26 protein-coding genes and 1 other annotated feature are annotated in these 26,619 nt (G+C 59.5%); of the genes, 21 read left to right on the top strand and 5 right to left on the bottom strand.

Annotation, left to right across the window (positions count from 1 at the left end; translation table 11 throughout):
- Positions 1–56 precede the first annotated feature (56 nt).
- The 21 genes from rpmI to ACJ8HT_RS17150 all read left to right on the top strand — a co-directional run bounded on the left by rpmI (position 57) and on the right by ACJ8HT_RS17150 (position 20,726).
- On the top strand, positions 57–254 hold the full coding sequence (gene rpmI, locus ACJ8HT_RS17250; RefSeq protein WP_004931418.1) for a 50S ribosomal protein L35: 198 nt from the start codon (positions 57–59) through the stop codon (positions 252–254).
- 43 nt (positions 255–297) lie between these two features.
- Positions 298–654 carry a 50S ribosomal protein L20 gene (rplT, locus tag ACJ8HT_RS17245; RefSeq protein ID WP_004931417.1) on the top strand — a complete coding sequence of 119 codons (357 nt, stop codon included), beginning with the start codon at positions 298–300 and terminating at the stop codon, positions 652–654.
- Positions 655–767: 113 nt separating this feature from the next.
- Positions 768–890 (top strand) — a sequence feature (Phe leader region).
- Positions 772–816, top strand: a complete 45-nt coding sequence (gene pheM, locus ACJ8HT_RS17240; RefSeq protein WP_121626058.1) for a pheST operon leader peptide PheM — start codon at positions 772–774, stop codon at positions 814–816. (Overlaps the previous feature by 45 nt.)
- 187 nt (positions 891–1,077) lie before the next feature.
- On the top strand, positions 1,078–2,061 hold the full coding sequence (pheS, locus tag ACJ8HT_RS17235; RefSeq protein WP_004931416.1) for a phenylalanine--tRNA ligase subunit alpha: 984 nt from the start codon (positions 1,078–1,080) through the stop codon (positions 2,059–2,061).
- 14 nt (positions 2,062–2,075) lie between these two features.
- Positions 2,076–4,463, top strand: coding sequence for a phenylalanine--tRNA ligase subunit beta (pheT, locus tag ACJ8HT_RS17230; RefSeq protein ID WP_197653406.1), 2,388 nt, complete (start codon positions 2,076–2,078; stop codon positions 4,461–4,463).
- A gap of 4 nt (positions 4,464–4,467) precedes the next feature.
- Positions 4,468–4,764 carry an integration host factor subunit alpha gene (gene ihfA, locus ACJ8HT_RS17225; RefSeq protein WP_004931414.1) on the top strand — a complete coding sequence of 99 codons (297 nt, stop codon included), beginning with the start codon at positions 4,468–4,470 and terminating at the stop codon, positions 4,762–4,764.
- Between the two features lie 553 nt (positions 4,765–5,317).
- A complete protein-coding gene (locus ACJ8HT_RS17220) occupies positions 5,318–5,728 on the top strand; it encodes a DUF2502 domain-containing protein (protein WP_038871079.1) in 411 nt (136 codons plus the stop codon).
- Between the two features lie 179 nt (positions 5,729–5,907).
- Entirely contained in the window at positions 5,908–6,915 is a 1,008-nt protein-coding gene (gene btuC / locus ACJ8HT_RS17215) for a vitamin B12 ABC transporter permease BtuC (RefSeq protein WP_060419220.1), read from the top strand.
- Positions 6,916–6,960: 45 nt separating this feature from the next.
- Positions 6,961–7,512: a glutathione peroxidase gene (locus ACJ8HT_RS17210; RefSeq protein ID WP_084826325.1), complete on the top strand. Its 552-nt coding sequence runs from the start codon at positions 6,961–6,963 to the stop codon at positions 7,510–7,512.
- A 5-nt stretch (positions 7,513–7,517) separates the two neighbouring features.
- Positions 7,518–8,273, top strand: coding sequence for a vitamin B12 ABC transporter ATP-binding protein BtuD (gene btuD / locus ACJ8HT_RS17205; protein ID WP_195873656.1), 756 nt, complete (start codon positions 7,518–7,520; stop codon positions 8,271–8,273).
- Positions 8,274–8,671: 398 nt separating this feature from the next.
- Complete coding sequence (arnB, locus tag ACJ8HT_RS17200; protein ID WP_089185898.1) at positions 8,672–9,826, top strand: UDP-4-amino-4-deoxy-L-arabinose aminotransferase; 1,155 nt, start codon at positions 8,672–8,674, stop codon at positions 9,824–9,826.
- Positions 9,813–10,793, top strand: coding sequence for an undecaprenyl-phosphate 4-deoxy-4-formamido-L-arabinose transferase (gene arnC / locus ACJ8HT_RS17195; RefSeq protein ID WP_033642884.1), 981 nt, complete (start codon positions 9,813–9,815; stop codon positions 10,791–10,793). The genes arnB and arnC overlap by 14 nt, the downstream gene beginning before the upstream one ends.
- Complete coding sequence (arnA, locus tag ACJ8HT_RS17190; RefSeq protein WP_197653428.1) at positions 10,793–12,775, top strand: bifunctional UDP-4-amino-4-deoxy-L-arabinose formyltransferase/UDP-glucuronic acid oxidase ArnA; 1,983 nt, start codon at positions 10,793–10,795, stop codon at positions 12,773–12,775. Before arnC ends, arnA begins: the two co-directional genes overlap by 1 nt.
- Entirely contained in the window at positions 12,772–13,677 is a 906-nt protein-coding gene (gene arnD, locus ACJ8HT_RS17185) for a 4-deoxy-4-formamido-L-arabinose-phosphoundecaprenol deformylase (protein WP_197653407.1), read from the top strand. The genes arnA and arnD overlap by 4 nt, the downstream gene beginning before the upstream one ends.
- Positions 13,674–15,338: a lipid IV(A) 4-amino-4-deoxy-L-arabinosyltransferase gene (gene arnT / locus ACJ8HT_RS17180; protein ID WP_060440070.1), complete on the top strand. Its 1,665-nt coding sequence runs from the start codon at positions 13,674–13,676 to the stop codon at positions 15,336–15,338. Before arnD ends, arnT begins: the two co-directional genes overlap by 4 nt.
- Positions 15,335–15,679: a 4-amino-4-deoxy-L-arabinose-phosphoundecaprenol flippase subunit ArnE gene (gene arnE / locus ACJ8HT_RS17175; RefSeq protein ID WP_197653408.1), complete on the top strand. Its 345-nt coding sequence runs from the start codon at positions 15,335–15,337 to the stop codon at positions 15,677–15,679. Before arnT ends, arnE begins: the two co-directional genes overlap by 4 nt.
- On the top strand, positions 15,676–16,068 hold the full coding sequence (gene arnF / locus ACJ8HT_RS17170) for a 4-amino-4-deoxy-L-arabinose-phosphoundecaprenol flippase subunit ArnF (protein ID WP_019456018.1): 393 nt from the start codon (positions 15,676–15,678) through the stop codon (positions 16,066–16,068). The genes arnE and arnF overlap by 4 nt, the downstream gene beginning before the upstream one ends.
- Positions 16,069–16,242: 174 nt before the next feature.
- Positions 16,243–16,707, top strand: coding sequence for an NlpC/P60 family protein (locus ACJ8HT_RS17165; RefSeq protein ID WP_016927954.1), 465 nt, complete (start codon positions 16,243–16,245; stop codon positions 16,705–16,707).
- Positions 16,708–16,766: 59 nt separating this feature from the next.
- Positions 16,767–17,780: a lipoate--protein ligase A gene (locus ACJ8HT_RS17160; protein WP_194571487.1), complete on the top strand. Its 1,014-nt coding sequence runs from the start codon at positions 16,767–16,769 to the stop codon at positions 17,778–17,780.
- Between the two features lie 513 nt (positions 17,781–18,293).
- Complete coding sequence (locus ACJ8HT_RS17155; protein ID WP_049198608.1) at positions 18,294–19,025, top strand: EAL domain-containing protein; 732 nt, start codon at positions 18,294–18,296, stop codon at positions 19,023–19,025.
- A 258-nt stretch (positions 19,026–19,283) separates the two neighbouring features.
- Positions 19,284–20,726, top strand: coding sequence for a protein adenylyltransferase SelO (locus ACJ8HT_RS17150; protein WP_197653409.1), 1,443 nt, complete (start codon positions 19,284–19,286; stop codon positions 20,724–20,726).
- Between the two features lie 34 nt (positions 20,727–20,760).
- Here the strand turns inward: ACJ8HT_RS17150 and ACJ8HT_RS17145 are convergent, their stop codons facing one another.
- From ACJ8HT_RS17145 to ACJ8HT_RS17125, 5 genes are all read right to left on the bottom strand, one after another.
- Complete coding sequence (locus ACJ8HT_RS17145) at positions 20,761–21,546, bottom strand: heme ABC transporter ATP-binding protein (protein WP_049198604.1); 786 nt, start codon at positions 21,544–21,546, stop codon at positions 20,761–20,763.
- Positions 21,539–22,543 carry a FecCD family ABC transporter permease gene (locus tag ACJ8HT_RS17140; RefSeq protein ID WP_016927948.1) on the bottom strand — a complete coding sequence of 335 codons (1,005 nt, stop codon included), beginning with the start codon at positions 22,541–22,543 and terminating at the stop codon, positions 21,539–21,541. The genes ACJ8HT_RS17145 and ACJ8HT_RS17140 overlap by 8 nt, the downstream gene beginning before the upstream one ends.
- Positions 22,543–23,373 (bottom strand): heme/hemin ABC transporter substrate-binding protein, encoded by an 831-nt coding sequence (locus ACJ8HT_RS17135; protein ID WP_033638352.1) that lies wholly within the window; start codon positions 23,371–23,373, stop codon positions 22,543–22,545. The genes ACJ8HT_RS17140 and ACJ8HT_RS17135 overlap by 1 nt, the downstream gene beginning before the upstream one ends.
- On the bottom strand, positions 23,370–24,407 hold the full coding sequence (locus tag ACJ8HT_RS17130) for a hemin-degrading factor (protein WP_194570964.1): 1,038 nt from the start codon (positions 24,405–24,407) through the stop codon (positions 23,370–23,372). The genes ACJ8HT_RS17135 and ACJ8HT_RS17130 overlap by 4 nt, the downstream gene beginning before the upstream one ends.
- A 66-nt stretch (positions 24,408–24,473) precedes the next feature.
- Positions 24,474–26,555, bottom strand: coding sequence for a TonB-dependent hemoglobin/transferrin/lactoferrin family receptor (locus tag ACJ8HT_RS17125; RefSeq protein ID WP_197653410.1), 2,082 nt, complete (start codon positions 26,553–26,555; stop codon positions 24,474–24,476).
- Between the last annotated feature and the right edge of the window lie 64 nt (positions 26,556–26,619).

Raw genomic sequence — 26,619 nt, 5'->3', positions numbered from 1 at the left:
GGTTTTATTCGCCCAACTGATTCGTTGTTTAACAATGCGAAGTGGATTTAATTAAAATGCCAAAGATTAAAACTGTACGTGGTGCAGCCAAGCGCTTCAAAAAAACCGGCAGCGGTGGTTTTAAGCGTAAACATGCCAACCTGCGTCATATTCTGACCAAAAAAGCAACCAAGCGTAAACGTCACCTGCGTCCGAAAGGCATGGTGTCTAAAAACGATCTGGTCCTGGTTACCGCGTGCCTGCCGTACGCATAAGCCATTTTTTTTGAATTTAGAATAAGACTTTAGGAGAGAGCATATGGCTCGCGTAAAACGTGGTGTAATTGCACGCGCACGTCACAAGAAAATTATGAAGCAGGCGAAAGGTTACTACGGTGCCCGTTCGCGCGTATATCGTGTTGCCTTCCAGGCAGTAATCAAAGCAGGTCAGTACGCTTACCGTGACCGTCGTCAACGTAAGCGTCAGTTCCGTCAGCTGTGGATTGCACGTATCAACGCAGCTGCTCGTCAGAACGGTCTGTCTTACAGCAAATTCATCAACGGCTTGAAAAAAGCGTCGATCGAAATTGACCGTAAGATCCTGGCTGACATCGCAGTCTTCGACAAAGTGGCCTTCGGCGCACTGGTTGAGAAAGCGAAAGCAGCTCTGGCGTAAGTCAGTAGAAGAGGGAGCTTGCTCCCTCTTTTAATCTTTGTTTTCAGCGACAAATATTGACTTTTATTGGCCGCCGCTATATCACTGGTGGGCAATCATCGACAAGGTACCGCAATCATGCACGCAGCTATTTTTCGTTTCTTTTTTTACTTTAGCGCCTGATTTCAGGAGGCTTTGCGCGTAAGAAAAGAAACGAAAAGTAGCGCCTAAGCCTCCCTCGTGGAGGCTTTTTTGTTTTTGGCCATCGTCCCGCCTTGCAAAGCGTTGCGATGAGAGCGGCAGGCGTTGAGCGAGCCTTGTGCCTCGCTGGTGGGTCGCCTGGCCGGCAACGTATTGAAAAGTCTTTGAAGATTGCTCAAAGGCGTGTTCGAATAATAGATAACAATTACTTAGGGCCATCCCGGCCAGAGGAAGAGGAAAGCAATGCCACATCTCGCAGAGCTGGTTGCCAATGCCAAGGCAGCCGTAGAAGATGCCCAGGATGTTGCCGCGTTAGATTTGGTACGCGTCGAATATTTTGGCAAGAAAGGTCATTTCACCTTGCAGATGCAGTCTCTGCGCGACGTACCGGCGGAAGACCGTCCGGCGGCCGGCGCGGTGATCAACCAGGCCAAGCAAGAGGTGCAAGACGCGCTGAACGCGCGCAAGAACGCGCTGGAAAGCGCCGCGCTGAACGCGCGCCTGGCGGCTGAAACCATCGACGTCTCCCTGCCGGGCCGTCGCATGGAGAACGGTGGCCTGCATCCGGTGACCCGCACCATCGACCGTATCGAAACCTTCTTCGGCGAGCTGGGCTTCTCCGTTGCCACCGGCCCGGAGATTGAAGACGATTACCATAACTTCGACGCGCTGAACATTCCAGGGCATCACCCGGCGCGCGCCGACCACGACACCTTCTGGTTCGACGCCACGCGTCTGCTGCGCACCCAGACTTCCGGCGTGCAGATCCGCACCATGAAGAACCAGCAGCCGCCGATCCGCATCATTGCGCCGGGCCGCGTTTATCGTAACGATTACGATCAGACGCATACCCCGATGTTCCACCAGATGGAAGGGCTGATCGTCGATAAAGATATCAGCTTCACCAACCTGAAGGGCACGCTGCACGATTTCCTGAACAACTTCTTTGAAGAAGACCTGCAGGTTCGTTTCCGTCCGTCCTACTTCCCGTTCACCGAGCCGTCCGCTGAAGTGGACGTCATGGGCAAGAACGGCAAGTGGCTGGAAGTGCTGGGCTGCGGCATGGTGCATCCGAACGTGCTGCGCAACGTGGGCATCGATCCGGAAGTTTACTCCGGCTTCGCCTTCGGCATGGGCATGGAGCGCCTGACGATGCTGCGTTACGGCGTCACCGACCTGCGCGCATTCTTCGAAAACGATCTGCGTTTCCTCAAACAGTTTAAGTAAGGCGGGAATATCACATGAAATTCAGTGAACTCTGGTTGCGCGAGTGGGTAAACCCGGCCATCAGCAGCGAAGCATTATCCGATCAAATCACCATGGCCGGCCTGGAAGTGGACGGCGTGGATCCGGTTGCCGGCGCGTTTAACGGCGTCGTCGTGGGCGAGGTGGTCGAGTGCGGCCAGCACCCGAACGCAGACAAACTGCGCGTCACCAAGGTTAACGTAGGCGGCGATCGCCTGCTCGACATCGTTTGCGGCGCGCCAAACTGCCGTACCGGCCTGAAAGTGGCGGTCGCCACCGTGGGCGCGGTGCTGCCGGGCAATTTCAAAATCAAGGCCGCCAAGCTGCGCGGCGAGCCTTCGGAAGGCATGCTGTGCTCGTTCTCCGAGCTGGGCATTTCCGACGATCATGACGGTATCATTGAGCTGCCGCTGGATGCGCCGATCGGCACCGACATCCGCGACTATCTGAAACTGAACGACAACACCATCGAGATCAGCGTCACGCCGAACCGCGCCGACTGCCTGGGCATCATCGGCGTTGCGCGCGACGTGGGCGTACTGAACCAGGTTGCGCTGACCGAGCCGACCATGAACCCGGTGGCCGCCACTATCGACGCCACGCTGCCGATCCGCGTTGACGCGCCGCAGGCGTGCCCACGCTATCTGGGCCGCGTAGTGAAAGGCATCGACGTTAAGGCGCCAACCCCGCTGTGGATGCGTGAAAAACTGCGTCGCTGCGGTATCCGTTCTATCGATGCCGTGGTTGACGTCACCAACTATGTGCTGCTGGAGCTTGGCCAGCCGATGCACGCTTTCGATCTGAGCCGCATCGACGGCGGCATCGTGGTGCGCATGGCGGAAGAAGGGGAAACCTTGACGCTGCTGGACGGCAGCGAAGCCAAACTGAACGCCGACACCTTAGTGATCGCCGATCATCAAAAAGCGTTGGCGATGGGCGGTATCTTCGGCGGCGAGCATTCCGGCGTCAACGGGGAAACTCAGGACGTGTTGCTGGAGTGCGCTTTCTTCAGCCCGCTGTCGATCACCGGCCGCGCGCGCCGTCACGGCCTGCACACCGATGCTTCTCACCGCTATGAGCGCGGCGTCGATCCGGCGCTGCAGTACAAAGCGATGGAGCGCGCCACGCGCCTGCTGCTCGATATCTGCGGCGGCCAGGCCGGCCCGGTTATCGACGTGACCGATGAAAACGAACTGCCGAAGCGCGCTACCATCACGCTGCGCCGCGAGAAGCTGGATCGCCTGATCGGCCACGTGGTGCCGAGCGAGCAGGTTAGCGACATTCTGCGCCGCCTGGGGTGCCAGGTAACCGAACAGGGCGACAGCTGGCAAGCGGTCGCGCCGAGCTGGCGTTTCGATATGGAGATCGAAGAGGACCTGGTGGAAGAAGTGGCGCGGGTTTACGGCTACGACAACATCCCGGATGTGCCGATTCGTGCCGATCTGGTGATGACCCAGCATCGCGAAGCCGATCTGACGCTCAAGCGCGTGAAGACCATGCTGGTCGATCACGGCTACCAGGAAGCGATCACCTACAGCTTCGTCGATCCGAAAGTGCAGGCATTGCTGCATCCGAATGAAGAAGCGCTGATCCTGCCGAGCCCGATTTCGGTCGAGATGTCGGCGATGCGTCTGTCGCTGTGGACCGGCCTGCTGTCTGCGGTGGTGTATAACCAGAACCGCCAGCAGACGCGCCTGCGCCTGTTCGAAAGCGGCCTGCGCTTTGTGCCTGATAGTGCGGCAGATCTGGGTATCCGTCAGGATGTCATGCTGGCAGGCGTGATCGCTGGCCATACGCACGATGAGCATTGGGATCTGGCGCGCAAGCCCGTCGACTTCTATGATTTAAAAGGGGATCTGGAGTCTGTCCTCGAGCTGACCGGTAAATTATCCGAAATTCAGTTCCGGGCGGAAGCCAATCCAGCCCTGCATCCAGGGCAAAGTGCGGCGATTTATTTGCACGGCGAACGCGTAGGTTTCATCGGTGTGGTTCACCCGGAACTTGAACGTAAACTGGATCTTAACGGCCGCACCGTGGTGTTTGAACTGGAGTGGAACAAGCTTGCGAGCCGCGCCGTGCCTCAGGCGCGGGAGATTTCGCGCTTCCCGGCAAACCGCCGTGATATCGCCGTTGTGGTGGCTGAAAACGTCCCCGCAGAAGATATTTTGGCCGAGTGTAAGAAAGTTGGCGCAAATCAGGTAGTTGGCGTAAACTTGTTTGACGTGTACCGTGGCAAGGGCGTGGCAGAAGGTGACAAGAGCCTGGCTATCAGTCTGGTATTGCAGGATACCGCTCGTACACTGGAAGAAGAGGAGATAGCCGCTACCGTTGCAAAATGCGTAGAGGCTCTAAAACAGCGATTCCAAGCATCCTTGAGGGATTGAACCTATGGCGCTTACTAAAGCTGAAATGTCAGAACACCTGTTTGAGAAGCTTGGGCTTAGCAAACGGGACGCCAAAGACCTGGTGGAACTGTTCTTTGAAGAGGTCCGTCGGGCCCTTGAGAATGGCGAACAGGTAAAACTGTCGGGTTTTGGCAACTTTGATCTGCGTGACAAGAACCAACGTCCGGGGCGTAACCCGAAGACCGGCGAAGACATTCCGATTACGGCGCGCCGCGTGGTGACTTTCCGTCCGGGGCAGAAGCTGAAAAGCCGGGTAGAAAACGCCAGCCCGAAAGGGTGAGTGACGTGACATCAAAAAAGGCCGCTTGCGCGGCCTTTTTCTTTTTTTGGGGAAAATTCAGTTTATTCCTAATGGGTAATGTAAGAATTAAAATTATTCATTAAAGCACTACGGGAAAAATTTATTTAATCTTATTTGCGGAATATTCTTATATCTTATTTTGTGTGATAGGCGGCCTTATTTGTCATTTCAATAACGGCCATAATAATGGCCTGGGCCGTCGCCGCGGTGGCCGCCGCCCCAGTGGGGTCCCCAGCAGCAGGCGCTGAGGCTTGAGGCCAGGGCCACAACGGCCAGCAAGATACCGATACGTTTAATCATCTTATTATCCTCCGGTGGGAATCCATTTAATTATAATTGTCTTGCGGCTTGAGAGACGTCAGTTATTCGTTAAACCTTGTCAGTGGTTATGATAATTAAAGGCGGCGGCAAACAGTGTAGGGATTGTGTAAGGCCGTCGAAAACGATCTGAAAATAGGCATCGATGAGATAGTCGTTAAATAAGCACGCTGATATAACCACTGCAGCAAGGAAAATAGAGTGAGAAGGTAAAATGAAAAAGATCCTGTTGCTGGTGTGTTTCCCGCTGTTGCTGCCGCTGGCGGCGCAGGCCGATGTGTCCGTCGATATCAACGTGCCGGGAGTTTCCCTGCATCTGGGGGATCAGGACCGTCGCGGCTACTACTGGGATGGCTACGACTGGCGTCCACCGCAGTGGTGGCATGCGCACCAGGGCCGCGGTCTGGGTGAGCGCAATGCGCGCGGTTTGTACTGGGACGGCGGACGCTGGCAACCTTCGCCGCCGCGTGGTTATGAGCATCGCGAGCCGGAGCGCAGCGGCAATCCGTTCCATGGCGATCGCGATAATCGCGACCGCCGTCATGACGATCGGGGTGACCATGATCGCCGCGATGACGGCCGCGGTCAGCCTTATCCACCGGGCAACGCCGGCCCGCATCGTTAATCCCTGAGTTTATCGGCGGCTGGTTTTGCCATCATCATGGTGATGACGGGCAGGGCCAGCCGCTGCTTTCCTGCGCCATCGCCTACGCAAGGCTTCCCCTTGCGGCGTTAACCCCCTAATATTCGACTCAGACGTCAATTATCCGGCCACGACAGCGGCCGGCAGGGAACCGCCGCGCCATGCCAACCAGCCGTACTTTCACCTTACTGTTGCAACATCAGCGCTACCGCGATAAGCGCCAGGTCACTCTGCTGGCGCTGGGCGTGGCGGTGGCGTTGCTGTTCAGCCTCTGCGCCGGTGACCAATGGATATGGCCGTCAGCGTGGTTCAGCGATCGGGCGCAGCTGTTCGTTTGGCAACTGCGTTTACCGCGCGCGCTGGCGGTGATGCTGGTCGGCGCCGCCCTGGCGGTGGCAGGCGCGGTGATGCAGGCGCTGTTTGAAAACCCGCTGGCGGAGCCCGGTCTGCTGGGGGTGGCTAACGGCGCCGGCGTCGCGCTGGTGTTGACGGTGCTGTTGGGGCACGGTTTGTTGCCGGTGGCGCTGATGAGCGCCGCCGCGATAGCCGGTGCGCTGGCGATGACCTTTTTGCTGCTGGGCTTCGCTCGGCGCCGGCGCCTGACCAATGCACGGCTGTTGCTGGTTGGCGTGGCGCTGGGCATCGTGTGCAGCGCGCTGATGACCTGGGCGGTCTATTTCAGCACCAGCCTCGATCTGCGGCAGCTGATGTACTGGATGATGGGCGGTTTCGGCGGCGTCGATTGGCGGCAAAAGTGGCTGGTGCTGGCGCTGCTGCCGGTGCTGCTGTGGCTGTGCGGCCAGGGCAGAGCGCTCAACCTGATGGCGCTGGGCGAGGTACAGGCGCGGCAACTTGGGCTGTCGCTGCATCTGTGGCGTAATTTGCTGGTGCTGGCGATCGGCTGGCTGGTCGGCGTCAGCGTGGCGCTCGCCGGAGTGATTGGTTTTGTTGGGTTGGTGATCCCGCATATTTTGCGGCTCACCGGCCTGACCGATCAGCGCTATCTGCTGCCGGCCTGCGCGCTGGCGGGAGCCGGGGTGTTGCTGGTGGCCGATGTGATCGCCCGCGTTGCGCTGCTGGCGGCCGAGCTGCCGATCGGCGTGGTGACCGCCACGCTGGGGGCGCCGCTATTTATCTGGTTACTGACCCGAACAAAGGGCGTAAGGTAGTTTTCTTCATTCACCTGCCATTAAAAAACCAAAGGATGACAACCGATGAGCAAGCCAATCTACAACCTGCCGTTACACACCATCGAAAATCAGGCGACCACGCTGGGTGCCTATCAGGGTAAGGTGCTGCTGGTGGTCAACGTGGCCTCGGAGTGCGGCCTGACCAAGCAATATGAAGGGCTGGAAGCGCTGTACGAAACCTATCGCGATCGGGGGCTGGAAGTTTTGGGGTTCCCGTCCAATGAATTCCTGGGCCAGGAGCCGGGCAGCAACGAAGAGATCCTGGCGTTTTGCCGCGGCACCTTCGGCGTGCAATTCCCGATGTTCGCCAAGATTGAGGTGAACGGCGAACATCGGCATCCGCTGTACCAGGCGCTGATTGCCGCGCAGCCGGATGCTGTCGCACCGGAGGGCAGCGAGTTTCTGGCGCGGATGACTAGCAAAGGGCGTGCGCCGAAGCACGCCGGCGATATTCTGTGGAACTTCGAGAAATTCCTCATCGCGCGCGACGGCACGGTGATCCAACGCTTCTCGCCTGACACTACGCCGGAAGATCCGGCGCTGGTGGCGGCGGTAAAACAAGCGCTGGCAGGCTAAGACGGATGCTGCAACTCGTCGAGGTTGGGGTGGCGGGGCGCCTGGCGCCTTTTTCGGCACAGATTGAAGGCGGGTTGCAGGTTCATCTGATCGGCCCAAACGGCGCCGGGAAGAGCACCTTGCTGGCGCGGGTGGCCGGCATGCTGCCGGGGCTGGGCGAGGTTCGCCTGGACGGGCGCGCGCTGGCCGATTATCCGGGGAACGCGCTGGCATGCCGGCGCGGCTATCTCAGCCAGCAACAGCCGCCGGTGTCGCTGATGCCCGTGTTCCAGTATTTGGCCTTGCATCGGCCTGCTGCAGCGGCGCAAACCGATGTGGAACACGCCATTCTCTATTTGTGTCAGCGGCTGAAGCTGGTGGATAAGCTGTCACGCATGTTGACGCAGCTCTCCGGTGGCGAATGGCAGCGGGTGCGGCTGGCGGCGGTGTTATTGCAGGTGTGGCCCAGCGTCAATCCGCACAGCCGGCTGTTGTTGCTGGATGAGCCGACCAACAGTCTGGACGTGGCGCAGAAAGTCGCGTTGGATCGCCTGCTGCGTGAGTTCTGCCAAAGCGGGCGCAGCGCGCTGGTGTGCGCGCACGATTTGAATCATACCCTACAGCAGGCCGATCGGGTTTGGTTGTTGCACGCCGGGCGGCTGGTGGCACAGGGAGCCACGCGTGAGGTGATGGCGCCCGGGCTGCTGTCGCAGATCTATGAAGTGGATTTCCACCTGCAATGGGTGGGGGACCAGCGTTGGATCATGACCCGTACGGCTTAAATCGCGGCGGCGGCGCGCAACGTAAACGAAAACTAAACGTAGTGAATATAAATAGCCGGGTAATCATCGGTTAATATTGGGCTGCCTCTCACTTTCTTATCGATTTTCTTGAAAAACGTCGATGACGTGCTACGCTTGATTCGGCAAAAATAAAATACGTAAATAATTATTAATAAATATAAGAAATTGATTTTCATAATAATTTTAAATAGATGATGGCGACACCCACCAATCAGTTGACCCACTGATGACAAGTCTCGTCTTAAGGTTTAGTTAAGCTTGCGGCCTTACATTGGCAGTTAATCCACGGAAACGATTCTTCTCTGGCGTTTAATATCCGTTAAACGAAAGGGATTTACAGTGTCATCAAAAGCAGTTCGATACGTTTGGGGTTAACTATGGATCAATTTTTGCCTTTCTCTCGTCCGGCCATCGGCGATGAAGAAATCGCCGCGGTAGAGAAAGTGTTGCGTTCCGGTTGGATCACCACCGGGCCGCAAAACCAGCAGCTGGAAAGCGACTTCTGTTCCACCTTCGGCTGTAAACATGCGATCGCCGTCAGTTCCGCCACGGCGGGCATGCACATCACGCTGATGGCGCTGGGCATCGGCCCCGGCGACGAAGTCATCACCCCTTCGCAAACCTGGGTTTCCACCCTCAACATGATCGAGCTGCTGGGCGCCACGCCGGTGATGATCGACGTTGACCGTGATACGTTGATGGTCAGCGCCGCCGATGTCGAGGCTGCCATCACCCCGAAAACCAAAGCGATTGTTCCGGTGCACTACGCCGGCGCTCCTCTGCAGATGGACGCGCTGCGCGCCGTGGCCGAACGCCACGGCCTGCCTTTGATCGAAGACGCCGCCCATGCGGTCGGCACGCGCTACAACGGCGAGTGGGTCGGCGCGCGCGGCACGGCGATTTTCTCGTTCCACGCGATTAAAAACGTGACCTGCGCCGAAGGCGGCCTGATCGCCACCGACGACGATGCGCTGGCGGATCGCCTGCGTTGCCTGAAGTTCCACGGTCTGGCCGTCGATGCCTTCGATCGCCAGCAGCTTGGCCGCAAACCGCAGGCCGAAGTGGTGGAGCCGGGTTACAAATACAATCTGTCCGACATTCACGCGGCGATCGCCGTGGTGCAGCTGTCGCGCTTCGCTGAGCTGAACGCGCGCCGCAAGGCGCTGGCACAGCGCTACCTGAGCGCGCTCGAAGGCTCGCCGTTCCAACCGTTGGGGGTGCCGGATTACCCGCATGACCACGCCTGGCACCTGTTTATGGTGCGTGTCGATCCTGAGCGTTGCGGCATCGATCGCGATCGGTTGATGGAGCGCCTGAAAGAGGTTGGCGTCGGCACCGGGCTGCATTTCCGCGCCGCGCATACCCAGAAATTCTACCGTGAGCGTTATCCGCAGCTTTCCTTGCCGAATACCGAATGGAACTCGGCGCGGCTGTGCACTTTACCGCTATTCCCTGATATGACCGACGCCGACGTGGATCGCGTGGTCAATGCCTTGTCTTCTGTTGTGGAGTCTTTACGTGTCTCGCGTTGAACCGATTAAAAAAGTGTCGATAGTCATCCCGGTATACAACGAGCAGGAAAGCCTGCCGGCGTTGCTGGAGCGTACTACCGCCGCTTGTAAGCAGTTATCTCAACCTTATGAAATCATCCTCGTCGACGATGGCAGCAGCGACAACTCCGCGGACATGCTGACCGCGGCGGCGGAAAAGCCGGACAGCCACGTCATCGCCGTTTTGCTGAACCGCAACTATGGCCAGCACTCGGCGATCATGGCCGGTTTCAACCAGGTGACCGGCGATCTGGTGATTACGCTGGACGCCGATCTGCAGAACCCGCCGGAGGAGATCCCTCGTCTGGTCAGCGTGGCGGAAGAGGGCTATGACGTGGTGGGCACCGTGCGCGCCAACCGTCAAGACTCCTGGTTCCGCAAAAGCGCTTCGCGCGTGATCAACATGATGATTCAACGCGCCACCGGCAAGTCGATGGGAGACTACGGCTGTATGCTGCGCGCCTACCGTCGTCACATCGTTGAGGCGATGCTGCACTGCCACGAGCGCAGCACCTTTATCCCTATTCTGGCGAACACCTTCGCCCGCCGCACGACCGAGATCGACGTGCGTCACGCCGAGCGCGAGTTTGGCGATTCCAAGTACAGCCTGATGAAGCTGATCAACCTGATGTACGACCTGATCACCTGCTTGACCACCACCCCGCTGCGTTTGCTCAGCGTGGTCGGCAGCATCGTGGCGCTGTCCGGGTTTGTGTTGGCGCTGGTGCTGATTGCGCTGCGTCTGCTGCTCGGCCCTGAATGGGCCGCCGGCGGCGTGTTCACCCTCTTCGCCGTGCTGTTCACCTTTATCGGCGCCCAGTTTGTTGGCATGGGGCTACTGGGTGAATACATCGGCCGCATCTATACCGACGTGCGCGCACGTCCTCGCTATTTTGTTCAGAAAGTGGTCGGCGTACAGCAGGACCACAATACTCAGGAAGAAGAATGATGAAAGCTATTGTATTTGCTTACCATGATATTGGCTGCGCAGGTCTGAAAGCGCTGACTGAGGCGGGTTATGACGTGCAGGCCGTATTCACGCACACCGACGACCCTGGTGAGAACAACTTCTTCTCCTCCGTGGCCCGTTTGGGCGCCGAATTGGATCTCCCGGTCTATGCGCCGGAAGACGTGAACCACCCGCTGTGGGTTGACCGCATTCGCTACCTGCAGCCGGACGTGATCTTTTCGTTCTACTACCGCCACATGCTGAGCGACGAGATCCTCTCGCTGGCACCGCAGGGCGGCTTCAACCTGCACGGTTCGCTGCTGCCGCATTACCGTGGCCGCGCCCCGGTGAACTGGGCGCTGGTGAACGGCGAAACCGAAACCGGCGCCACGCTGCACAAGATGGTGAAACGCCCGGACGCCGGCGACATCGTCGGTCAGCAGAAAGTGACCATCGCTGACAGCGACACTGCGCTGACGCTGCACAAAAAAGTGCTGGAAGCCGCGCAGGCCGTATTGAAAGAGCAGTTGCCGAAGCTGAAGAATGGCACCGCCACCTTCACCAAGCAGGATGAGTCTCAGGCCAGCTACTTCGGCCGTCGCACCGCGGCGGACGGCGAGATCCTGTGGCACAAGTCCGCCAAAGAGATCAACAACCTGGTACGCGCTGTCACGGAACCGTACCCGGGTGCCTTCAGCTACCTCGGCCAGCGCAAGCTGATCGTCTGGCGCTCTCGCGTGTTGGATACCCAACACGACAAGCAGCCGGGCACCGTACTGAGCACCTCGCCGCTGGTCATCGCCTGTGGCGAAGGCGCGCTGCAGATCGTTGCCGGTCAGAACGACAGCGGCCTGTACGTGCAGGGCAGCCGCCTGGCGCAGGAAATGGGCATCGTCACCGACGTGCGCCTGGCCGCCAAGCCGAACGCCGTAATGAAACGCCGCACTCGCGTGCTGATCCTCGGGGTTAACGGCTTCATCGGTAACCACCTGACCGAGCGCCTGCTGCGTGACGATCGCTACGACATCTACGGCCTGGATATCGGTTCTGACGCCATCAGCCGTTTCCTCGACAACCCGCGTTTCCACTTCGTGGAAGGCGACATCAGTATCCACTCCGAGTGGATCGAGTATCACATCAAGAAATGCGACGTGGTGCTGCCGCTGGTGGCGATCGCGACGCCGATCGAATACACCCGTAACCCGCTGCGCGTGTTCGAGCTGGACTTCGAAGAGAACCTGAAGATCGTTCGCGACTGCGTGAAATACAACAAGCGCATCATCTTCCCGTCCACCTCAGAAGTGTACGGCATGTGCGACGACAAAGAGTTCGACGAAGACCATTCGCGCCTGATCGTCGGGCCAATCAACAAACAACGCTGGATCTACTCGGTCTCCAAACAGCTGCTGGATCGGGTGATCTGGGCTTACGGCGCTAAAGAAGGCCTGAAGTTCACGCTGTTCCGTCCATTCAACTGGATGGGGCCGCGCCTGGATAACCTGGACGCTGCGCGTATCGGCTCTTCCCGTGCCATCACCCAGCTGATCCTCAACCTGGTGGAAGGTTCGCCGATCAAACTGATGGACGGCGGCGCGCAGAAACGTTGCTTCACCGACATCAACGACGGCATCGAAGCGCTGTTCCGCATCATCGAGAACCGCGACGGCCTGTGCGACGGCCAGATCGTCAACATCGGCAACCCGACCAACGAAGCGAGCATCCGCGAGCTGGCGGAAATGCTGCTGGAAAGCTTCAACAACCACCCGCTGCGCGACCGCTTCCCGCCGTTTGCCGGCTTCAAGGACGTTGAGAGCAGCAGCTACTACGGTAAAGGTTACCAGGACGTCGAGCACCGCACGCCGAGCATCAAGAACGCTCACCGCCTGCTGGGCTGGCAGCCGACCATCGAGATGAAGCAAACCGTCGCCGATACGCTGGACTACTTCCTGCGCACTACCGTTCAGGAAGGGAACGATGCATGAAGAAAGTCGGTCTGCGGGTTGATGTAGATACCTTCAGCGGCACCCGTGAAGGGGTGCCGCAGTTGCTGGACCTGTTCGACAAGTACGACATTCAGGCCAGCTTCTTCTTCAGCGTGGGACCGGACAACATGGGGCGCCATCTTTGGCGCCTTTTGCGTCCGAAATTTCTGTGGAAAATGCTGCGTTCGAACGCCGCCTCGCTGTACGGCCTGGACATTCTGCTGGCCGGCACCGCCTGGCCGGGGCGCAACATTTCACGCGCGTTGGGGCCGCTGATGAAGCGCACCGCCGAAGCCGGCCATGAAGTCGGGCTGCACGCCTGGGATCACCAGGGGTGGCAGGCCAAGGTCGGCAAGTGGAGCGAGGCGCAGCTGACCGAACAAGTGCAGCTGGGCGTCGATGCCCTGAGCGCCAGCACCGGCCAGCCGGTGAAATGCTCCGCCGTGGCGGGCTGGCGTGCCGATACGCGCGTGCTGGAGGTCAAGCAACGCTTCGGCTTCCATTACAACAGCGATTGCCGCGGCACCCATCCGTTCCGTCCGGTGCTGAGCGACGGGCGTCACGGCACGGTGCAGATCCCGGTGACGTTGCCGACCTTCGACGAAGTGATCGGCAGCGAAGTCAGCATGGCCGACTTCAACGACTACATTCTGCGCGCCATCGAGAACGATCGCGGCGTGCCGGTGTACACCATTCACACCGAAGTGGAAGGCATGTCGCAAGCGACGATGTTCGAACAGTTATTGCAACGCGCACGGCAGCAGGGCATCGAATTCTGTCCGCTTAGCGCGCTGTTACCACAAGATTTGGCATCACTGCCGTTGGGCCGCATCAAGCGTGCTCCTTTCCCCGGCCGCGAAGGTTGGCTGGGCTGTCAAACCGATGTGAAGGACGTTACATGAAGGCGCTAAAAGGATCCTGGGCCATTCTGCTGGCCGTTTTTTTTGCTCTGGTTTACCTGATCCCGCTTAACGGCCGCCTGCTGTGGCAGCCGGATGAGACGCGTTATGCCGAGATCAGCCGTGAAATGCTGCAGCGCGGCGATTGGGTTGTGCCGCACCTGCTGGGGCTGCGCTACTTCGAAAAGCCGGTGGCGGGTTACTGGTTCAATAACATCAGCCAGTGGCTGTTCGGCGAAAACAACTTTGCGGTGCGCTTCGGCTCGGTGTTCAGCACCGGCATGACCGCACTGCTGGTGTTCGCGCTGGCGATGCTGATGTGGCGCAATGCGCGCCGCGCCAGCCTGGCGGCACTGATATTCCTGTCGATGGTGCTGGTGTTCAGCATCGGCACCTACAGCGTGCTGGATCCGATGATCTCGCTGTGGCTGGCGGCGGCGATGGTCAGCTACTACCTGACGCTGAAAGCCACCTCGGTCAAAGGCAAGCTGGGCGCCTACGCGCTATTGGGCTTGGCCTGCGGCATGGGCTTTATGACCAAGGGCTTCCTGGCGCTGGCGGTGCCGGTGATCGCGGTGATCCCGATCGTCATCCAGCAACGTCGTATCAAGGATCTGCTGTGCTACGGCCCGGTGGCGATCGTGACCGCTACGTTGCTCAGCCTGCCGTGGGCGCTGGCGATCGCGCAACGCGAACCCGATTTCTGGAATTACTTCTTCTGGGTCGAACATATTCAGCGTTTCGCCGAAGATAACGCCCAGCACAAGGCGCCGTTCTGGTATTACCTGCCGATCCTGCTGGCGGCGGTGCTGCCGTGGCTGGCGCTGCTGCCCGGTGCGCTGCTCAAGGGCTGGCGCGAACGCGTACAGCGCCCAGAGCTGTTCTTCCTGCTGAGCTGGGCGATGATGCCGCTGATCTTCTTCAGCATCGCCAAAGGCAAGCTGCCGACCTACATTCTGCCTTGCATGGCGCCGCTGGCGCTGCTGATGACCGCCTATGCGGAAGACTACGCCGCCACCCTGCGCGCCAGGCTGTTCAAGGCCAATGCCTGGCTGAACGGCCTGTTCGGGCTGATCGGCATCGTGGCGCTGGTGGTGTTGAGCTCCGGCCTGCTGCCGAAAGCCCATCTGTTTACCGCGCAAGAGTGGCCGAAGGTGGTGCTCGGCCTGATCGCCTTCGGCGGCTGGCTCCTGTTCGCGCTGGTTTCCGCACGCGATAACGGCCGTCAATGGCGCTGGGCGGCGGCCTGCCCGGTATTGCTGTGCCTGGTGATCGGCTACGCCATCCCGCAACAGGTGACCGATTCCAAGCTGCCGCAGAACTTCGCGCGCGCCACGATGGCCGAGCTGGGCGACAGCCGTTACGTGCTGACCGACAGCGTCGGGGTAGCGGCCGGTTTGGCCTGGGAACTGAAGCGTAGCGACGTGCTGATGTACAGCCAGAAAGGCGAGGTAGCTTATGGTCTGGAGTATCCGGACGCCAAAGGCCACCTGATCAGCGACGCCGACTTCCCGCAGTGGCTGGCGCAGGCGCGCAAACAGGGGAATGTGTCCCTGGTGCTGCAGCTGTCCCGTGGCGAAGCGCTGCCGCAGGAACTGCCTGCCGCAGACAAGGTGGATCGTATGAACCGCCTGGTGCTGATGTGGTATAAACAGCAACCATGATGGGTTTTCTGTTGGTGATTGTGGTCAGCCTGCTCACCTGCGGTGGGCAGCTGTGCCAGAAGCAGGCGGCGCACTGTTGGGAGCGGGCGGACGAAGCGCGGCTGAAGCAGACGCTGCGTTGGCTGGTGCTGGCGGTGCTGCTGCTGGGGCTGGGCATGGCGGTGTGGCTCAATGTGCTGCAACGCCTGCCGCTCAGCCTGGCTTACCCGATGCTCAGCCTGAACTTCGTGATGGTGACGCTGGCGGCGCGCTGGCTGTTTCATGAGCCGACGACCGTGCGCCACTGGTGTGGCGTAGCGTCGATTATGTTGGGGATCCTGCTGATGAGCGTGCATTCATGAGGGGCTATGCCTGGGGCGCCGCCAGCGTGTTGCTGGTGACGCTGGCGCAGTTGCTGATGAAGTGGGGCATGGTGCAAATCCCGCTGATGTCGTTCGCCGACGTCTCGTTGGCGTTGATCGGCGACTACTGGCTGCCGCTGTTGGCGGTGGGCGGCGGCATCTTCGGTTATGCGCTGTCGATGCTGTGTTGGTTCTTTGCGCTGCGCCACCTGCCGTTAAACCGCGCTTATCCTCTGCTGAGCGTCAGCTACGCGCTGGTCTATCTGGCGGCGGTGATCCTGCCGTGGTTTAACGAATCCGCTACGCTGCTGAAAACGTTGGGCACGCTGTTTATTCTGTTCGGTGTCTGGCTGATTAACAGCAAATCCGAGACAAAATCACCGGAATAGGGTCAAAACCGGCGATCCTGCTATTATCTCCCTCATGGCGCTTGCCTTTTTCCCCGTGCGGGAGATAAATTAACGCCAAATAGCGCTCTCCTTACGTGGTGCCGGCTTCGTCTCGCAGGCGGTGGTGGTGTGCCGATTGGCATAATGCGGCAGCGTGTTCAATGAAGGAATATTATGCGGATGCGTGTGTGGTTTTTATTAGCCAGTTTGATCCTCGCCGGCTGCAGCAGCCATGCGCCGCCGCCGAGCGGCCGCCTGGCGGACTCTATCGTGGTGGTGGCCCAGCTCAACGAGCAACTGCGTCAGTGGTACGGCACGCCATACCGTTACGGTGGCTTGGATCGCGGCGGCGTAGATTGTTCCGGCTTTGTTTACCGCACGTTCCGCGATCGTTTCGACATGCAGCTGCCGCGTTCGACCGAAGAGCAAACCTCGCTGGGCACCAAGGTTTCGCGTGATGAGCTGATGCCGGGTGACCTGGTGTTCTTCAAAACTGGCGGCGGTGAGAACGGCCTGCACGTCGGCATTTACGATACCAACGACCAATTTATCCACGCGTCGACCAGCCGCGGAGTGATCCGCTCCTCGCTCGATAACGTCTACTGGAAGCGGGTATACTGGCAGGCGCGACGCATTTAGCCTTAACCTATTGATTTGGTGTATCATGGCGGCATCACGTGTTTTGAACGGTGCCTGCCATGAACAGCCTGCGTTTATTGATCTCCGATTCCTACGATCCCTGGTTCAACCTGGCGGTGGAAGAATGCATCTTCCGCGAGATGACCACGCAAAAAATCCTCTTCCTGTGGCGCAATGCCGAAACGGTCGTGATCGGTCAGTCGCAGAACCCCTGGAAAGAGTGCAACACCCGGCGCATGGAGCAGGACGGCATTCGGCTGGCGCGGCGCAGCAGCGGCGGCGGGGCGGTATTTCACGACCTGGGCAATACCTGCTTCACCTTTATGGCCGGCAAACCGGGTTACGACAAAAGCGTCTCGACCGACATCATTCTGCAAGCGCTGCGGCAATTGGGCGTCACGGCCGGCGCGTCAGGACGCAACGATCTGGTGATGGAGACCGCCGACGGCCCGCGCAAAATATCCGGCTCGGCCTATCGAGAAACCCAGGATCGCGGTTTCCACCACGGCACGCTGCTGCTGAACGCCGATCTGGAGCGGTTGGCGGACTACCTCAATCCGGATCCCAAAAAGCTGCAGGCCAAGGGCATCACCTCGGTGCGTTCGCGCGTCGCCAATTTGGCGGAGTTTTTGCCGGGTATCAGCCATGAACAAGTGTGCGAAGCCATCGTGCAGGCCTTTTTTGCCCACTATGGCGAGACGGCCGAGCCGGAGATCATTTCGCCGGACGTCTTCCCCGATTTGCCCGATTTTGCCGCGCAGTTCGCCAAACAGAGCAGTTGGGAATGGAATTTCGGCAAGGCGCCGGCGTTCAGCCATCTGCTTAATGAGCGTTTCGTCTGGGGCGGCGTGGATCTGTTCTTCGACGTGGAGAAGGGAACGATTGTTCGCGCGCAGGTGTTCACCGACAGCCTGAATCCCGCCCCGCTGCAGCGGCTATCGGAAGCGCTGGTGGGCTGCGCGTATCGCAGCGAGCCCGTTGCCGCCTGCTGCGATCGGCTGATGGCGGATTATCCGCAACAGGCGGCCGAATTGACCGAACTGCGGCAATGGCTAAGCGAAACGATCCGTTAGCCGGCGTGGGATGGTGAAGGGGATGAGCGTGCTCATCCCTTTTTTTATCGCTTAAATTGACGTTTCGCAGGTACGGTAGCGCAGATTTTCTGAAAATCAAGGTGGGCATTTTTTTACGTTTTCAATGCCACGAATAACGAGAGGAATTGATGTGTTATTAGATTTAATCAGTCATCGTTAACGACAGGGAAAATTGATGTTAAGGCAGAAAGATTATTTTACTTTATTTAAGATTTTTCTTAAATAAAACAAAGGAGATAAGTCAAATTTAGCCCCTCATCCATTCTACTTAAGCCAAATAGCTTTTCACATCACGCGTTGGGTGAGGAAAATGGCATAAGTTTGGCTGCTTTTCTTTTGCGCCTTTCGTGATTTTCGTATAGCTTTAATCTATCAATTAAATGATATTTCATGGATATTTACATTGATATTTCCGATTAATCCCAGAAGGATTGATCGATAAAATATATTGATATACGATGATACGCTAGCCATTCATCCTGTGGCATTAAAATGAACATCCAACTCGAAGCTGACTTTATTAGTAGCTATGTTTTTCAACCTGTTTACTCAATGGAGGGCAGGCTGTTGGCGGTGGAAATGTTGAGCCGTTTCAACAGTCCCGACGGTGATTTAGCCATGCCGGCCGAAATTGGGATTAATTTATTGGCACCTGAACAAAGGATTGAGTTATTTAATGAGCAATTGAAACTTGCAGAGCGGCATGCGGCCTGGTTTACCGGTAACAGCGTGCAGTTGACCATCAATATCGAAGAAACCGTCGTTGAGCTTATTCTTTCCGATCCGGCGTTGTGCCAATGGATCAGGCAATATCCTTTTATTGCATTCGAAATGAGTGAGAGTTTTCCGAATCTTTCGGCCGGGAAGAACAACCCGAGCGTGCAGCGATTAAGCGAAATGTTTACGCTATGGCTTGATGATTTCGGTTCCGGTAAAGCCACCTTAACCGCGCTGTATGATGGTTTGTTTGACTACGTAAAGATAGACAAGCGTTTTTACTGGCAGCTGTTTACCCATCAGGGGTATGACGTGGTCATCGACTCGTTGTTAAAGAATATCAACCTGTTGTGTAAAGGCGTGATCGTCGGAGGAATAGAGAAAAAAGAGTACTTTAATAAACTCAGATACGCCGGTGTTTTAGGCCTGCAAGGTTTTTTATGGCCCAGCGTTGGTGTGGATAATCTGCAAGCTTTGCTGGCGAAGCCCAGCGAGTTCAATAATTAAGAAGTGATATAAAAACTACACACAATGAGGTAAATAATGCGCGGGATGATGTTTGTCGTGATTCCGTCGCCGTTATTCGCCATCGTTTTTGAGCTGATGACACCGTTTGTCAGCCTGCGTTAAATCGCGTTTCCTCCGTTAGGGGCAAACGCCAAACTCCCCGCATCCGTCCTGGCAACAGGCGGATGCGTTCTCCCTGCATTCCTTCGGTGTTAATCCGCCCGCCCAGGCTCTACACTACGCTGAAACGGAGGGCCTATGCCGCAGTTCGATAATGCTTACTACCAACAGTTACCCGGTTTCTACACCGCCCTGAACCCGACGCCGCTCAGGGATACGCGCCTGCTGTACCACAGCGCGCCGCTGGCGCGCGAGTTGGGGCTGGATGAAAGCTGGTTTACCCAGGATAAAACCCCCATTTGGGCGGGAGAAACGCTGCTGCCGGGCATGCAGCCGTTGGCGCAGGTGTACAGTGGCCACCAGTTCGGCGTGTGGGCCGGGCAGCTGGGGGATGGCCGCGGCATTTTACTGGGCGAACAGGTCCTGGCGGACGGCAGCCGCCGCGACTGGCACCTGAAGGGCGCCGGGCTGACGCCATATTCGCGTATGGGGGACGGCCGCGCGGTGCTGCGTTCGGTGATCCGCGAGTTTCTGGCCTCTGAGGCGCTGCATCATTTGGGGATCCCGACCACCCGAGCGCTGACCATCGTGACCAGCCGCCAGCCGGTGTTCCGCGAGCAGCCGGAACGCGGCGCCATGCTGATGCGGGTGGCGGAAAGCCACGTGCGCTTCGGCCACTTCGAACACTTTTACTACCGCAAACAGCCGGAGCAGGTGCGGCAGCTGGCGGATTTCGTCATTGCCCGTCACTGGCCACAGCTGCAGGATCAGGCTGAGCGCTACCTGCTGTGGTTTACCGACGTAGTCGAACGGACGGCGCGCCTGATCGCCCATTGGCAAACCGTCGGTTTCGCTCACGGCGTGATGAACACCGACAACATGTCGATTCTCGGCATCACCATCGACTACGGCCCTTACGGCTTCCTTGATGACTACCAGCCCGGCTATATCTGCAATCACTCCGACCACCAGGGGCGTTACGCCTTCGACAATCAGCCGGCGGTGGCGCTGTGGAACCTGCATCGCCTGGCGCAGACGTTGTCTGGGCTGATGACTACCGAACAGCTGCAGCAGGCGCTGGCGGCGTATGAACCGGCGCTGATGCGCGCCTACGGCGAACAGATGCGCGCCAAACTCGGTTTCTTCACGCCGACGGCGCAGGATAATGACGTGCTCACCGGTTTGTTGAGCCTGATGGCGCAGGAAGGGCGGGACTATACCCGCACGTTCCGCCTGTTGAGCGACACTGAACAGCAACAGGCGCAGTCGCCGCTGCGCGACGAGTTTATCGACCGTGCGGCGTTCGATTCCTGGTATCAGCAGTATCGTCAGCGTTTGCAGCAGGAGCAGGTGAGCGATGAGGAGCGGCAACGGGCGATGAAGGCGGTGAACCCGCGCCTGATCCTGCGCAACTATCTGGCGCAGCAGGCGATTGAAGACGCGGAGCAAGACGAGGTGGGCCGTTTACAGCGGTTGCATCAGGCCCTGCTGCGGCCGTTCGACGATGCGCCGGAATATGACGAGCTCGCCGCGCTGCCGCCGGACTGGGGCAAACATCTGGAGATTTCCTGCTCCAGCTGAGATGAAAAAAGGGCGCTTAATGGCGCCCTTGACGTTATTGACGCAGGTAGACCTGCGGCAGCGACACTTCGGGATGATGCACCACGCCGAGATCGGCCTGATACCAGCGGGTGAGGATCTCCGTCTGCAACACCTCTTGCGGCGTGCCGCTCGCCACCAGACGCCCCTGATGCAGCAGCAGGATCCTATCGGCGTACAGCGCGGCCAGATTGAGGTCGTGCAGCACGCAGCAGACGCCCAGCGGCTGTTGGCGCGTCAGCGAGCGCAGCAGGCGCAGGGTGTGCTGCTGGTGGTACAGATCCAGCGCCGAGGTCGGCTCGTCGAGAAATAGCCAGGCGGGAGACGGCTGCGGTTGCCACAGCTGCGCCAACACCCGCGCCAGCTGCACCCGCTGCTGTTCGCCGCCGGACAGTTGGCGGTAGTCGCGCTGCGCCAGCGCCAGACAATCGGTCTGCGCCATTACCTGTTGGATCGCCTGATGCTCGTCGCGTTTGCCGTGCGGCGCCCGCCCCATGCTGACCACTTCCTCCACGCTGAACGGAAACGCCAGATCGCTGTACTGGCGCATCACGGCTCGGACTTTGGCCAACTGCTGCGGCGCCCACTGTTCCAGCGGGCGATCAAGCAGGCGACATTCGCCGCAGTCCGGCGTCAAATAGCCGGTCAGCAAGCGCAGCAGCGTCGATTTACCCGCGCCGTTAGGGCCGATAATCGCCACCATTTCGCCGCCGGCGAGGCTGAGCGAAACGTCGTTGATCAAGCGGCGCGCACCGAGGCTGTAGCGCAGCTCTCGGGCCGTCAGACAGGCGGCGTTATCCACCGGTTCGCTCCCGCTGGCGCATCACCAGCCATAAAAAGTAAGGACCGCCGATCAGGCTGGTCATCAACCCCACCGGCATTTCGGCCGGCGCCACCAGCGTGCGCGCCAGCGTATCGCTGACCAGCAGCAGGCAGGCGCCGCCCAGCGCGGAGCAGGGCAGCAGCCAACGATGATCGCCGCCGAGGCGCATGCGCACCAGATGCGGCACCACCAAACCGACGAAGCCGATCACGCCGCTCATCGCTACCGCCGCGCCGATCAGCAAGGCGCTCAGCAACAGCAGCTGCAACTTGGCGCGCTGGACGTTCACCCCGAGGTAGTGGGCCTCTTCGTCCCCCAACTGCAACAGGTTCAGCCGGCGCGCCTGCAGCAGCGTCAACAGCGCCGTTGGCAGGATCAGCGAGGCGGAAACCGCCAGCGTCGGCCACTGCGACTGGCTGAGGCTGCCCATCATCCACAGCGAGAACTGGCGCAGCTGTTGATCGCTGCTGACGTAGGAGAGCACGCCGATGGCCGCCATGCACAGGGCGTTGATGGCGATGCCTGCCAGCAGTAGCCGCGACAGATTGCCGTGCCCGCTGCGGCTGATACCGTAGATCAATAGCGATACCAGCAGGCTGCCGAGGAACGCCGCCAGCATATGGCCGTATAGCGCGATCGTCACCGGCAACGCCAGCGGCATCACGATGAACAGGGCGACAAACAGCGCGCCGCCGCTGCTGATGCCCAGCAGGCTCGGATCCGCCAGCGGGTTGCGGAACAGCCCCTGCATCACCGCACCGGATACCGCCAGCGCGCAGCCGATCACCACCGCCAGCAGCACGCGCGGCAGGCGGATGTTCAACCAGATGTGCCAGGCGGCGTCGCTGAAAGGTTCGCGCCACAGGGTGCGAAACGACAGCGTCAGCGCGCCCAGGTTGGCGGCGACCAGCGCCAGCAGCGTCAGCAACACCAGCAGACCGATGATGGCCAGCTGAGGCGAGGTGCGACAGCGCATTACTTTTGCTCCGCCGCGTGGCGCAGTTTGGCCAGCGCCGCCGGCGTTTCCAGACCGAAGCCCAGCAGCGCCATGTCATCGACGATCAGCACGCGGCGCTGCTTGCCCGCCGGCGTCAACGCCAGGCCCGGCAGCGTCCACAGCTGCTGTTCGCCGCCGAGGGTGCGCACGCCGTCGGTAGTGACCAGCAACAGATCCGGCGCGCTGGCGATGACGCCTTCCTGCGACAGCGGACGGTAGCGGTCAAAGCCCTGCATGGCGTTTTTCAGGCCGGCGGCGGCAATCACTGCGTCGGCGGCGGTGTGTTGCCCGGCGGCCATCGGCGTGATGCCGCCGTGGCTCATCACGAACAGCACCTTGACCGGCAGCGGGGAGGTATCGACCGCCGCCAGCTGTTGTCGATAGCGCTCGCTCAGCTGTTTGCCTTGCTCAACGCGCTGCAGCGCGGCGGCGATCGTAGCGATTTTCTGCGGCACCGCCTGCAGGGTGGTGTCACCCGGCACGCTGACCACGTTGACGCCGCTGTCCGCCAGCTGTTTGAGCACCAGCGCCGGCTGTGCCAGCTCGGTTGTCAGCACCAGCGTCGGCTTCAGCGCCAAAATGCCTTCGGCGTTCAGCTGGCGCATGTAGCCGACGTCCGGCAGCTTTTTCACCGCTTCCGGGTGCAGACTGGTGCTGTCGCGGGCGATCACCTCGTCGCCGGCGCCGAGCGCGAAGGCGATTTCCGTCACGTCGCCGCCGATCGAGACGATGCGCTGCGCCGCCGCAGCGGTGAGCGGCAGCGCCAGCGACATCATCAACGCCAGGCGGCGGATCAAGGAAGATTTCATGCGGCGATGTCCTTGGCGGCGAGCGCGGCAACCTGCTCGCGCCACTGGGTTTGTTCCGGCTGACCTTCGGTACGCTGGCCATACAGCTGCGCAATCTGCGCGCCATCGGCGGCGAACAGCTCCAGGCTGGTGACGATGCCGTCTTTGGTCGGTTTGCGGGTGATCCAGCTTTCGGCGATGGCGTCTTCGATCAGGTGCAGCGTGAAGCGGCGGTTGAACACGTTGATCCAGCCTTCCTGCGGCATCAAACGTTCGATCTGGCCAGTGAAGATCTGCACGCAGCCGCGGTTGCCGACGAAGATCATGATCTCGTTTTGCTGCTGCTGCGCCGCTTCCAGCAGCTGCGACAGCGCGCTGTTGTCCACCTGATAGGCCAGATCGTCGCCAACGGCGCGGAACGCCTGCTGGCGCGTCAGCTTGTTGCGGCTGAGCAGCTGGAAGAACTGGTGAACGTCGGTCATCGCGCGCCATTCACCGTCGATTTTGGCATGATCCTGCGTCGTTTCATCCGCGCTGCTCGCCTCGGCGGGCTGCAGCGCCAGCGCCGGGTTTTCTTCGCTCAGGTGGCGCTCCACCAGTGCCATCCAGGCCGGTAGATCGGTTTCTTCGGTGGTGTAGACCTTGTGCAGCGCATCGCCCTGTTGGTCGAAGAACTGGATGCTGTGGCGCACGCCGCGCTTGTTGGTTTCGCTCATGGCGAAAACGCTGGTCCAGTGGTTGAGGAACAGGCGCAGATCCAGCTCGCGCGGGTTGAGGATCAGCCCGGCGTGGCCGTTGAGGTGCTGGTTGCGGTAGCGGCCCATCTGCTCATGCACCGCATAGCTGTTGCGGGTGATGGACTTGGTGACGCCGACCTGCTCAAGCTCGGTCAGCAGGGTGCGCGCGTCGGCCTGCAGGCGGCGAGTGTCGTGGCCGACGCGGGCGTGCGTCAGCTCCGCTTCGCTGACGCCGAGGATCGCCGCCAGATCGCGGGCGTATTTGCCGGGGTGATCGATTTTAGCCTGTTGGTAGCGTTCGTATAGGGTGTTGCTCATGCGGGATTCTCCTGCGCTGTGATGCGAACGGCGGACAACCGGGTTGTCCGCCAGATAGTCAAATGATTACCACTGGTAGCTGACCAGCAGTTTGGCGTTGCGGCCATCCTGCGGGATGCCCGGCGGCGAGTAATATTCTTTGTCGAAGGCATTGCCCAGCACTACGGTGGTGGTCACGCCCTGCAGACGATCGCGGCCCTTATAGCTCAGATAGAAGTCGTTGACGCCGTAGCCGCCTTGTTCCGAGTAGGTGGCGGGCACTCGCTTGGCGCGCTCGGCGAAGGTGGCGACCCAACCGACGGACAGACCGGTTTCGCCCAGTGGCACGTCCAGCGAGCTGGTGACGGTATCCGGGTTGATGTCGGCCAGCCATTCACCGGTCGCTTCATTTTTGCCACGGGTGCGGTTATAGACCAAGTCCCAGCCAAACCACGGTGTTTTATAACTGAGTGCCGTGTCCCATCCCCAGATCTTGGCGCGATCGACGTTGGTTGAAAATGTGGTGCAGCTGATGCAGTAAGGCCCGCGTGGCCCACGCCCTATCTCCATGGTGTAATCGGGAGTGATGTAATCCTTAGCCTTGGTATCGAAGTAGCTGGCTTTGAACTGCAGGCTATCATCGGCCAGCATCAAATCATCGAAACGCAGACCAAATCCGTACTCTTGGGTTTCGTTGGTTTCTGGTTTCAAATTTGGGTTAGGCACCCAATAGTTGGTGAGGGTGGTAGGCCCCATGGGTATCGAAAAGTGTTTGGAGTCGTTGTACATCTCACCCATCGTCGGCGCGCGGAACGCCTGAGAGTAGGAGCCGAACAGCATCAACCAATCGGTGGGGGTAATGCTGACTGCGCCGCGTGACGACCACTTGTCAGCATTGACATCGGCATAACCGTCGCTTGAACCTTTGTAATTGTCATAGCGGGTGCCGGCGAGCAGCGTGATGGGCAGATCGCGCAGCGTAATTTCATCCTGCAGCCAGCCGGAGGCGAAGTTGATCTTGGCCTGCGGGAAGCTGGTGGTGGCGCCGCCCGGCTGCTGTTTCTGTTCATAGACCTCGGAGCCGTAGGTTAGCAGGTGTGACGCAAAGCTGTCGGCGAACAGACGCGTGCGGTTTTCCAACTTGCCGCCGTTGGTGGTCTGCTTGCGGAACTCGTCGGTCGCACCGGCGTTGTGCGCATTGATTTTGACTTCCGAGGTATACAGTTTCAAGGTGGCGTCCAGCCAATCCTGGCCGACCGGCTTGAGCTTATAGCTCAGAGCGGCATCGCGCTGGATGGTGGAGCGGTTGGTCACCGGGTTGCTGCTCGAGCTGCCCGGTGTCTGCGGGTTTTTCGGCTCCTGGGCGCTGTTGTTGTAGTAACGCAGATCGCCGCTCAATGACTGATTGTCGTCGATTTTCCAGGTGCCTTTGGCCAGCACGTTGCTGATGGTTTCGTCGTTTGGCGCATCGAAGCCGTTGCCCTGACGCAGATTGCCGACGTCGCGGGTGCCGAACGACAGCAGGCCGTCGAGGTTATCGGTCTTGCCGTAAGCGCTGGCGCCCATGCCCAGGCTGTGATCGCCGGTGCCGGCGGACCCATAGACGCGGAACCCGGTATCGTGGCCCGGCAGCAGCAGATCGGCGGCATCGACGGTCTCGTAGGCGATGACGCCGCCCAGTGCGCCGCTGCCGTACAGCAACGCAGAGGGGCCACGCACGATTTCAATGCGCTTGACCAGCGCCGGATCGAGGAAAGTGCCACCGATGTGGCCGGTATCGGTACCCTGGCGGATGCCGTCGACCAGCGTCAGCACGCCGTTTTTGCCGTAGCCGCGCATCGTTACGTCCTGACCGTTGCTGCGCCCGGTGCCGTTCACGGTGATGCCCGGCACGCGGCGCAGCATATCGGCGGCCGAGGTGGCGGTCTGGCTTTCCGGCGAGTTGCCTTCGATGACCGTGACCATCATCGGCGCTTCAAAGCTGCTGCGTTGGTTACCGGTGGCGACCACGGTCATGGTCTCGTCGGCGGCTTTGGCTTTTTTAGCCGGCGCCGCGTTGGAAGAGGATGTTGTGCTGGTGTTTTGTGCCAAGGCCACCGTAGGCAGAGCGCAGGCAATCGCCAGACTCAAAGCGGAAAAACGCAGCCGGGTGGAAAATGTCAGAGGCATGGTGCAACTCTCCGTATGTAATAAAACATATCAATAGATTTGCTGGCTGCCTGGATCAAAAGAT

Source organism: Serratia sp. CY44782 (assembly GCF_052168715.1).
Lineage (GTDB): Bacteria > Pseudomonadota > Gammaproteobacteria > Enterobacterales > Enterobacteriaceae > Serratia > Serratia nevei.
The sequence above is the reverse complement of the archived record's forward strand: the minus strand, read 5'-3'. Positions and strand labels throughout refer to the sequence as shown.

Excerpts from the sequence above, each read along its gene's own strand:
- rpmI (WP_004931418.1), top strand. The coding sequence starts at position 57 with ATGCCAAAGATTAAAACTGTACGTGGTGCAGCCAAGCGCTTCAAAAAA.
- rplT (WP_004931417.1), top strand. The coding sequence starts at position 298 with ATGGCTCGCGTAAAACGTGGTGTAATTGCACGCGCACGTCACAAGAAA.
- pheS (WP_004931416.1), top strand. The coding sequence starts at position 1,078 with ATGCCACATCTCGCAGAGCTGGTTGCCAATGCCAAGGCAGCCGTAGAA.
- pheT (WP_197653406.1), top strand. The coding sequence starts at position 2,076 with ATGAAATTCAGTGAACTCTGGTTGCGCGAGTGGGTAAACCCGGCCATC.
- ihfA (WP_004931414.1), top strand. The coding sequence starts at position 4,468 with ATGGCGCTTACTAAAGCTGAAATGTCAGAACACCTGTTTGAGAAGCTT.
- ACJ8HT_RS17220 (WP_038871079.1), top strand. The coding sequence starts at position 5,318 with ATGAAAAAGATCCTGTTGCTGGTGTGTTTCCCGCTGTTGCTGCCGCTG.
- btuC (WP_060419220.1), top strand. The coding sequence starts at position 5,908 with ATGCCAACCAGCCGTACTTTCACCTTACTGTTGCAACATCAGCGCTAC.
- ACJ8HT_RS17210 (WP_084826325.1), top strand. The coding sequence starts at position 6,961 with ATGAGCAAGCCAATCTACAACCTGCCGTTACACACCATCGAAAATCAG.
- btuD (WP_195873656.1), top strand. The coding sequence starts at position 7,518 with ATGCTGCAACTCGTCGAGGTTGGGGTGGCGGGGCGCCTGGCGCCTTTT.
- arnB (WP_089185898.1), top strand. The coding sequence starts at position 8,672 with ATGGATCAATTTTTGCCTTTCTCTCGTCCGGCCATCGGCGATGAAGAA.
- arnA (WP_197653428.1), top strand. The coding sequence starts at position 10,793 with ATGAAAGCTATTGTATTTGCTTACCATGATATTGGCTGCGCAGGTCTG.
- arnD (WP_197653407.1), top strand. The coding sequence starts at position 12,772 with ATGAAGAAAGTCGGTCTGCGGGTTGATGTAGATACCTTCAGCGGCACC.
- arnT (WP_060440070.1), top strand. The coding sequence starts at position 13,674 with ATGAAGGCGCTAAAAGGATCCTGGGCCATTCTGCTGGCCGTTTTTTTT.
- arnE (WP_197653408.1), top strand. The coding sequence starts at position 15,335 with ATGATGGGTTTTCTGTTGGTGATTGTGGTCAGCCTGCTCACCTGCGGT.
- arnF (WP_019456018.1), top strand. The coding sequence starts at position 15,676 with ATGAGGGGCTATGCCTGGGGCGCCGCCAGCGTGTTGCTGGTGACGCTG.
- ACJ8HT_RS17165 (WP_016927954.1), top strand. The coding sequence starts at position 16,243 with ATGCGGATGCGTGTGTGGTTTTTATTAGCCAGTTTGATCCTCGCCGGC.
- ACJ8HT_RS17160 (WP_194571487.1), top strand. The coding sequence starts at position 16,767 with ATGAACAGCCTGCGTTTATTGATCTCCGATTCCTACGATCCCTGGTTC.
- ACJ8HT_RS17155 (WP_049198608.1), top strand. The coding sequence starts at position 18,294 with ATGAACATCCAACTCGAAGCTGACTTTATTAGTAGCTATGTTTTTCAA.
- ACJ8HT_RS17150 (WP_197653409.1), top strand. The coding sequence starts at position 19,284 with ATGCCGCAGTTCGATAATGCTTACTACCAACAGTTACCCGGTTTCTAC.
- ACJ8HT_RS17140 (WP_016927948.1), bottom strand. The coding sequence starts at position 22,543 with ATGCGCTGTCGCACCTCGCCTCAGCTGGCCATCATCGGTCTGCTGGTG.
- ACJ8HT_RS17135 (WP_033638352.1), bottom strand. The coding sequence starts at position 23,373 with ATGAAATCTTCCTTGATCCGCCGCCTGGCGTTGATGATGTCGCTGGCG.
- ACJ8HT_RS17130 (WP_194570964.1), bottom strand. The coding sequence starts at position 24,407 with ATGAGCAACACCCTATACGAACGCTACCAACAGGCTAAAATCGATCAC.
- ACJ8HT_RS17125 (WP_197653410.1), bottom strand. The coding sequence starts at position 26,555 with ATGCCTCTGACATTTTCCACCCGGCTGCGTTTTTCCGCTTTGAGTCTG.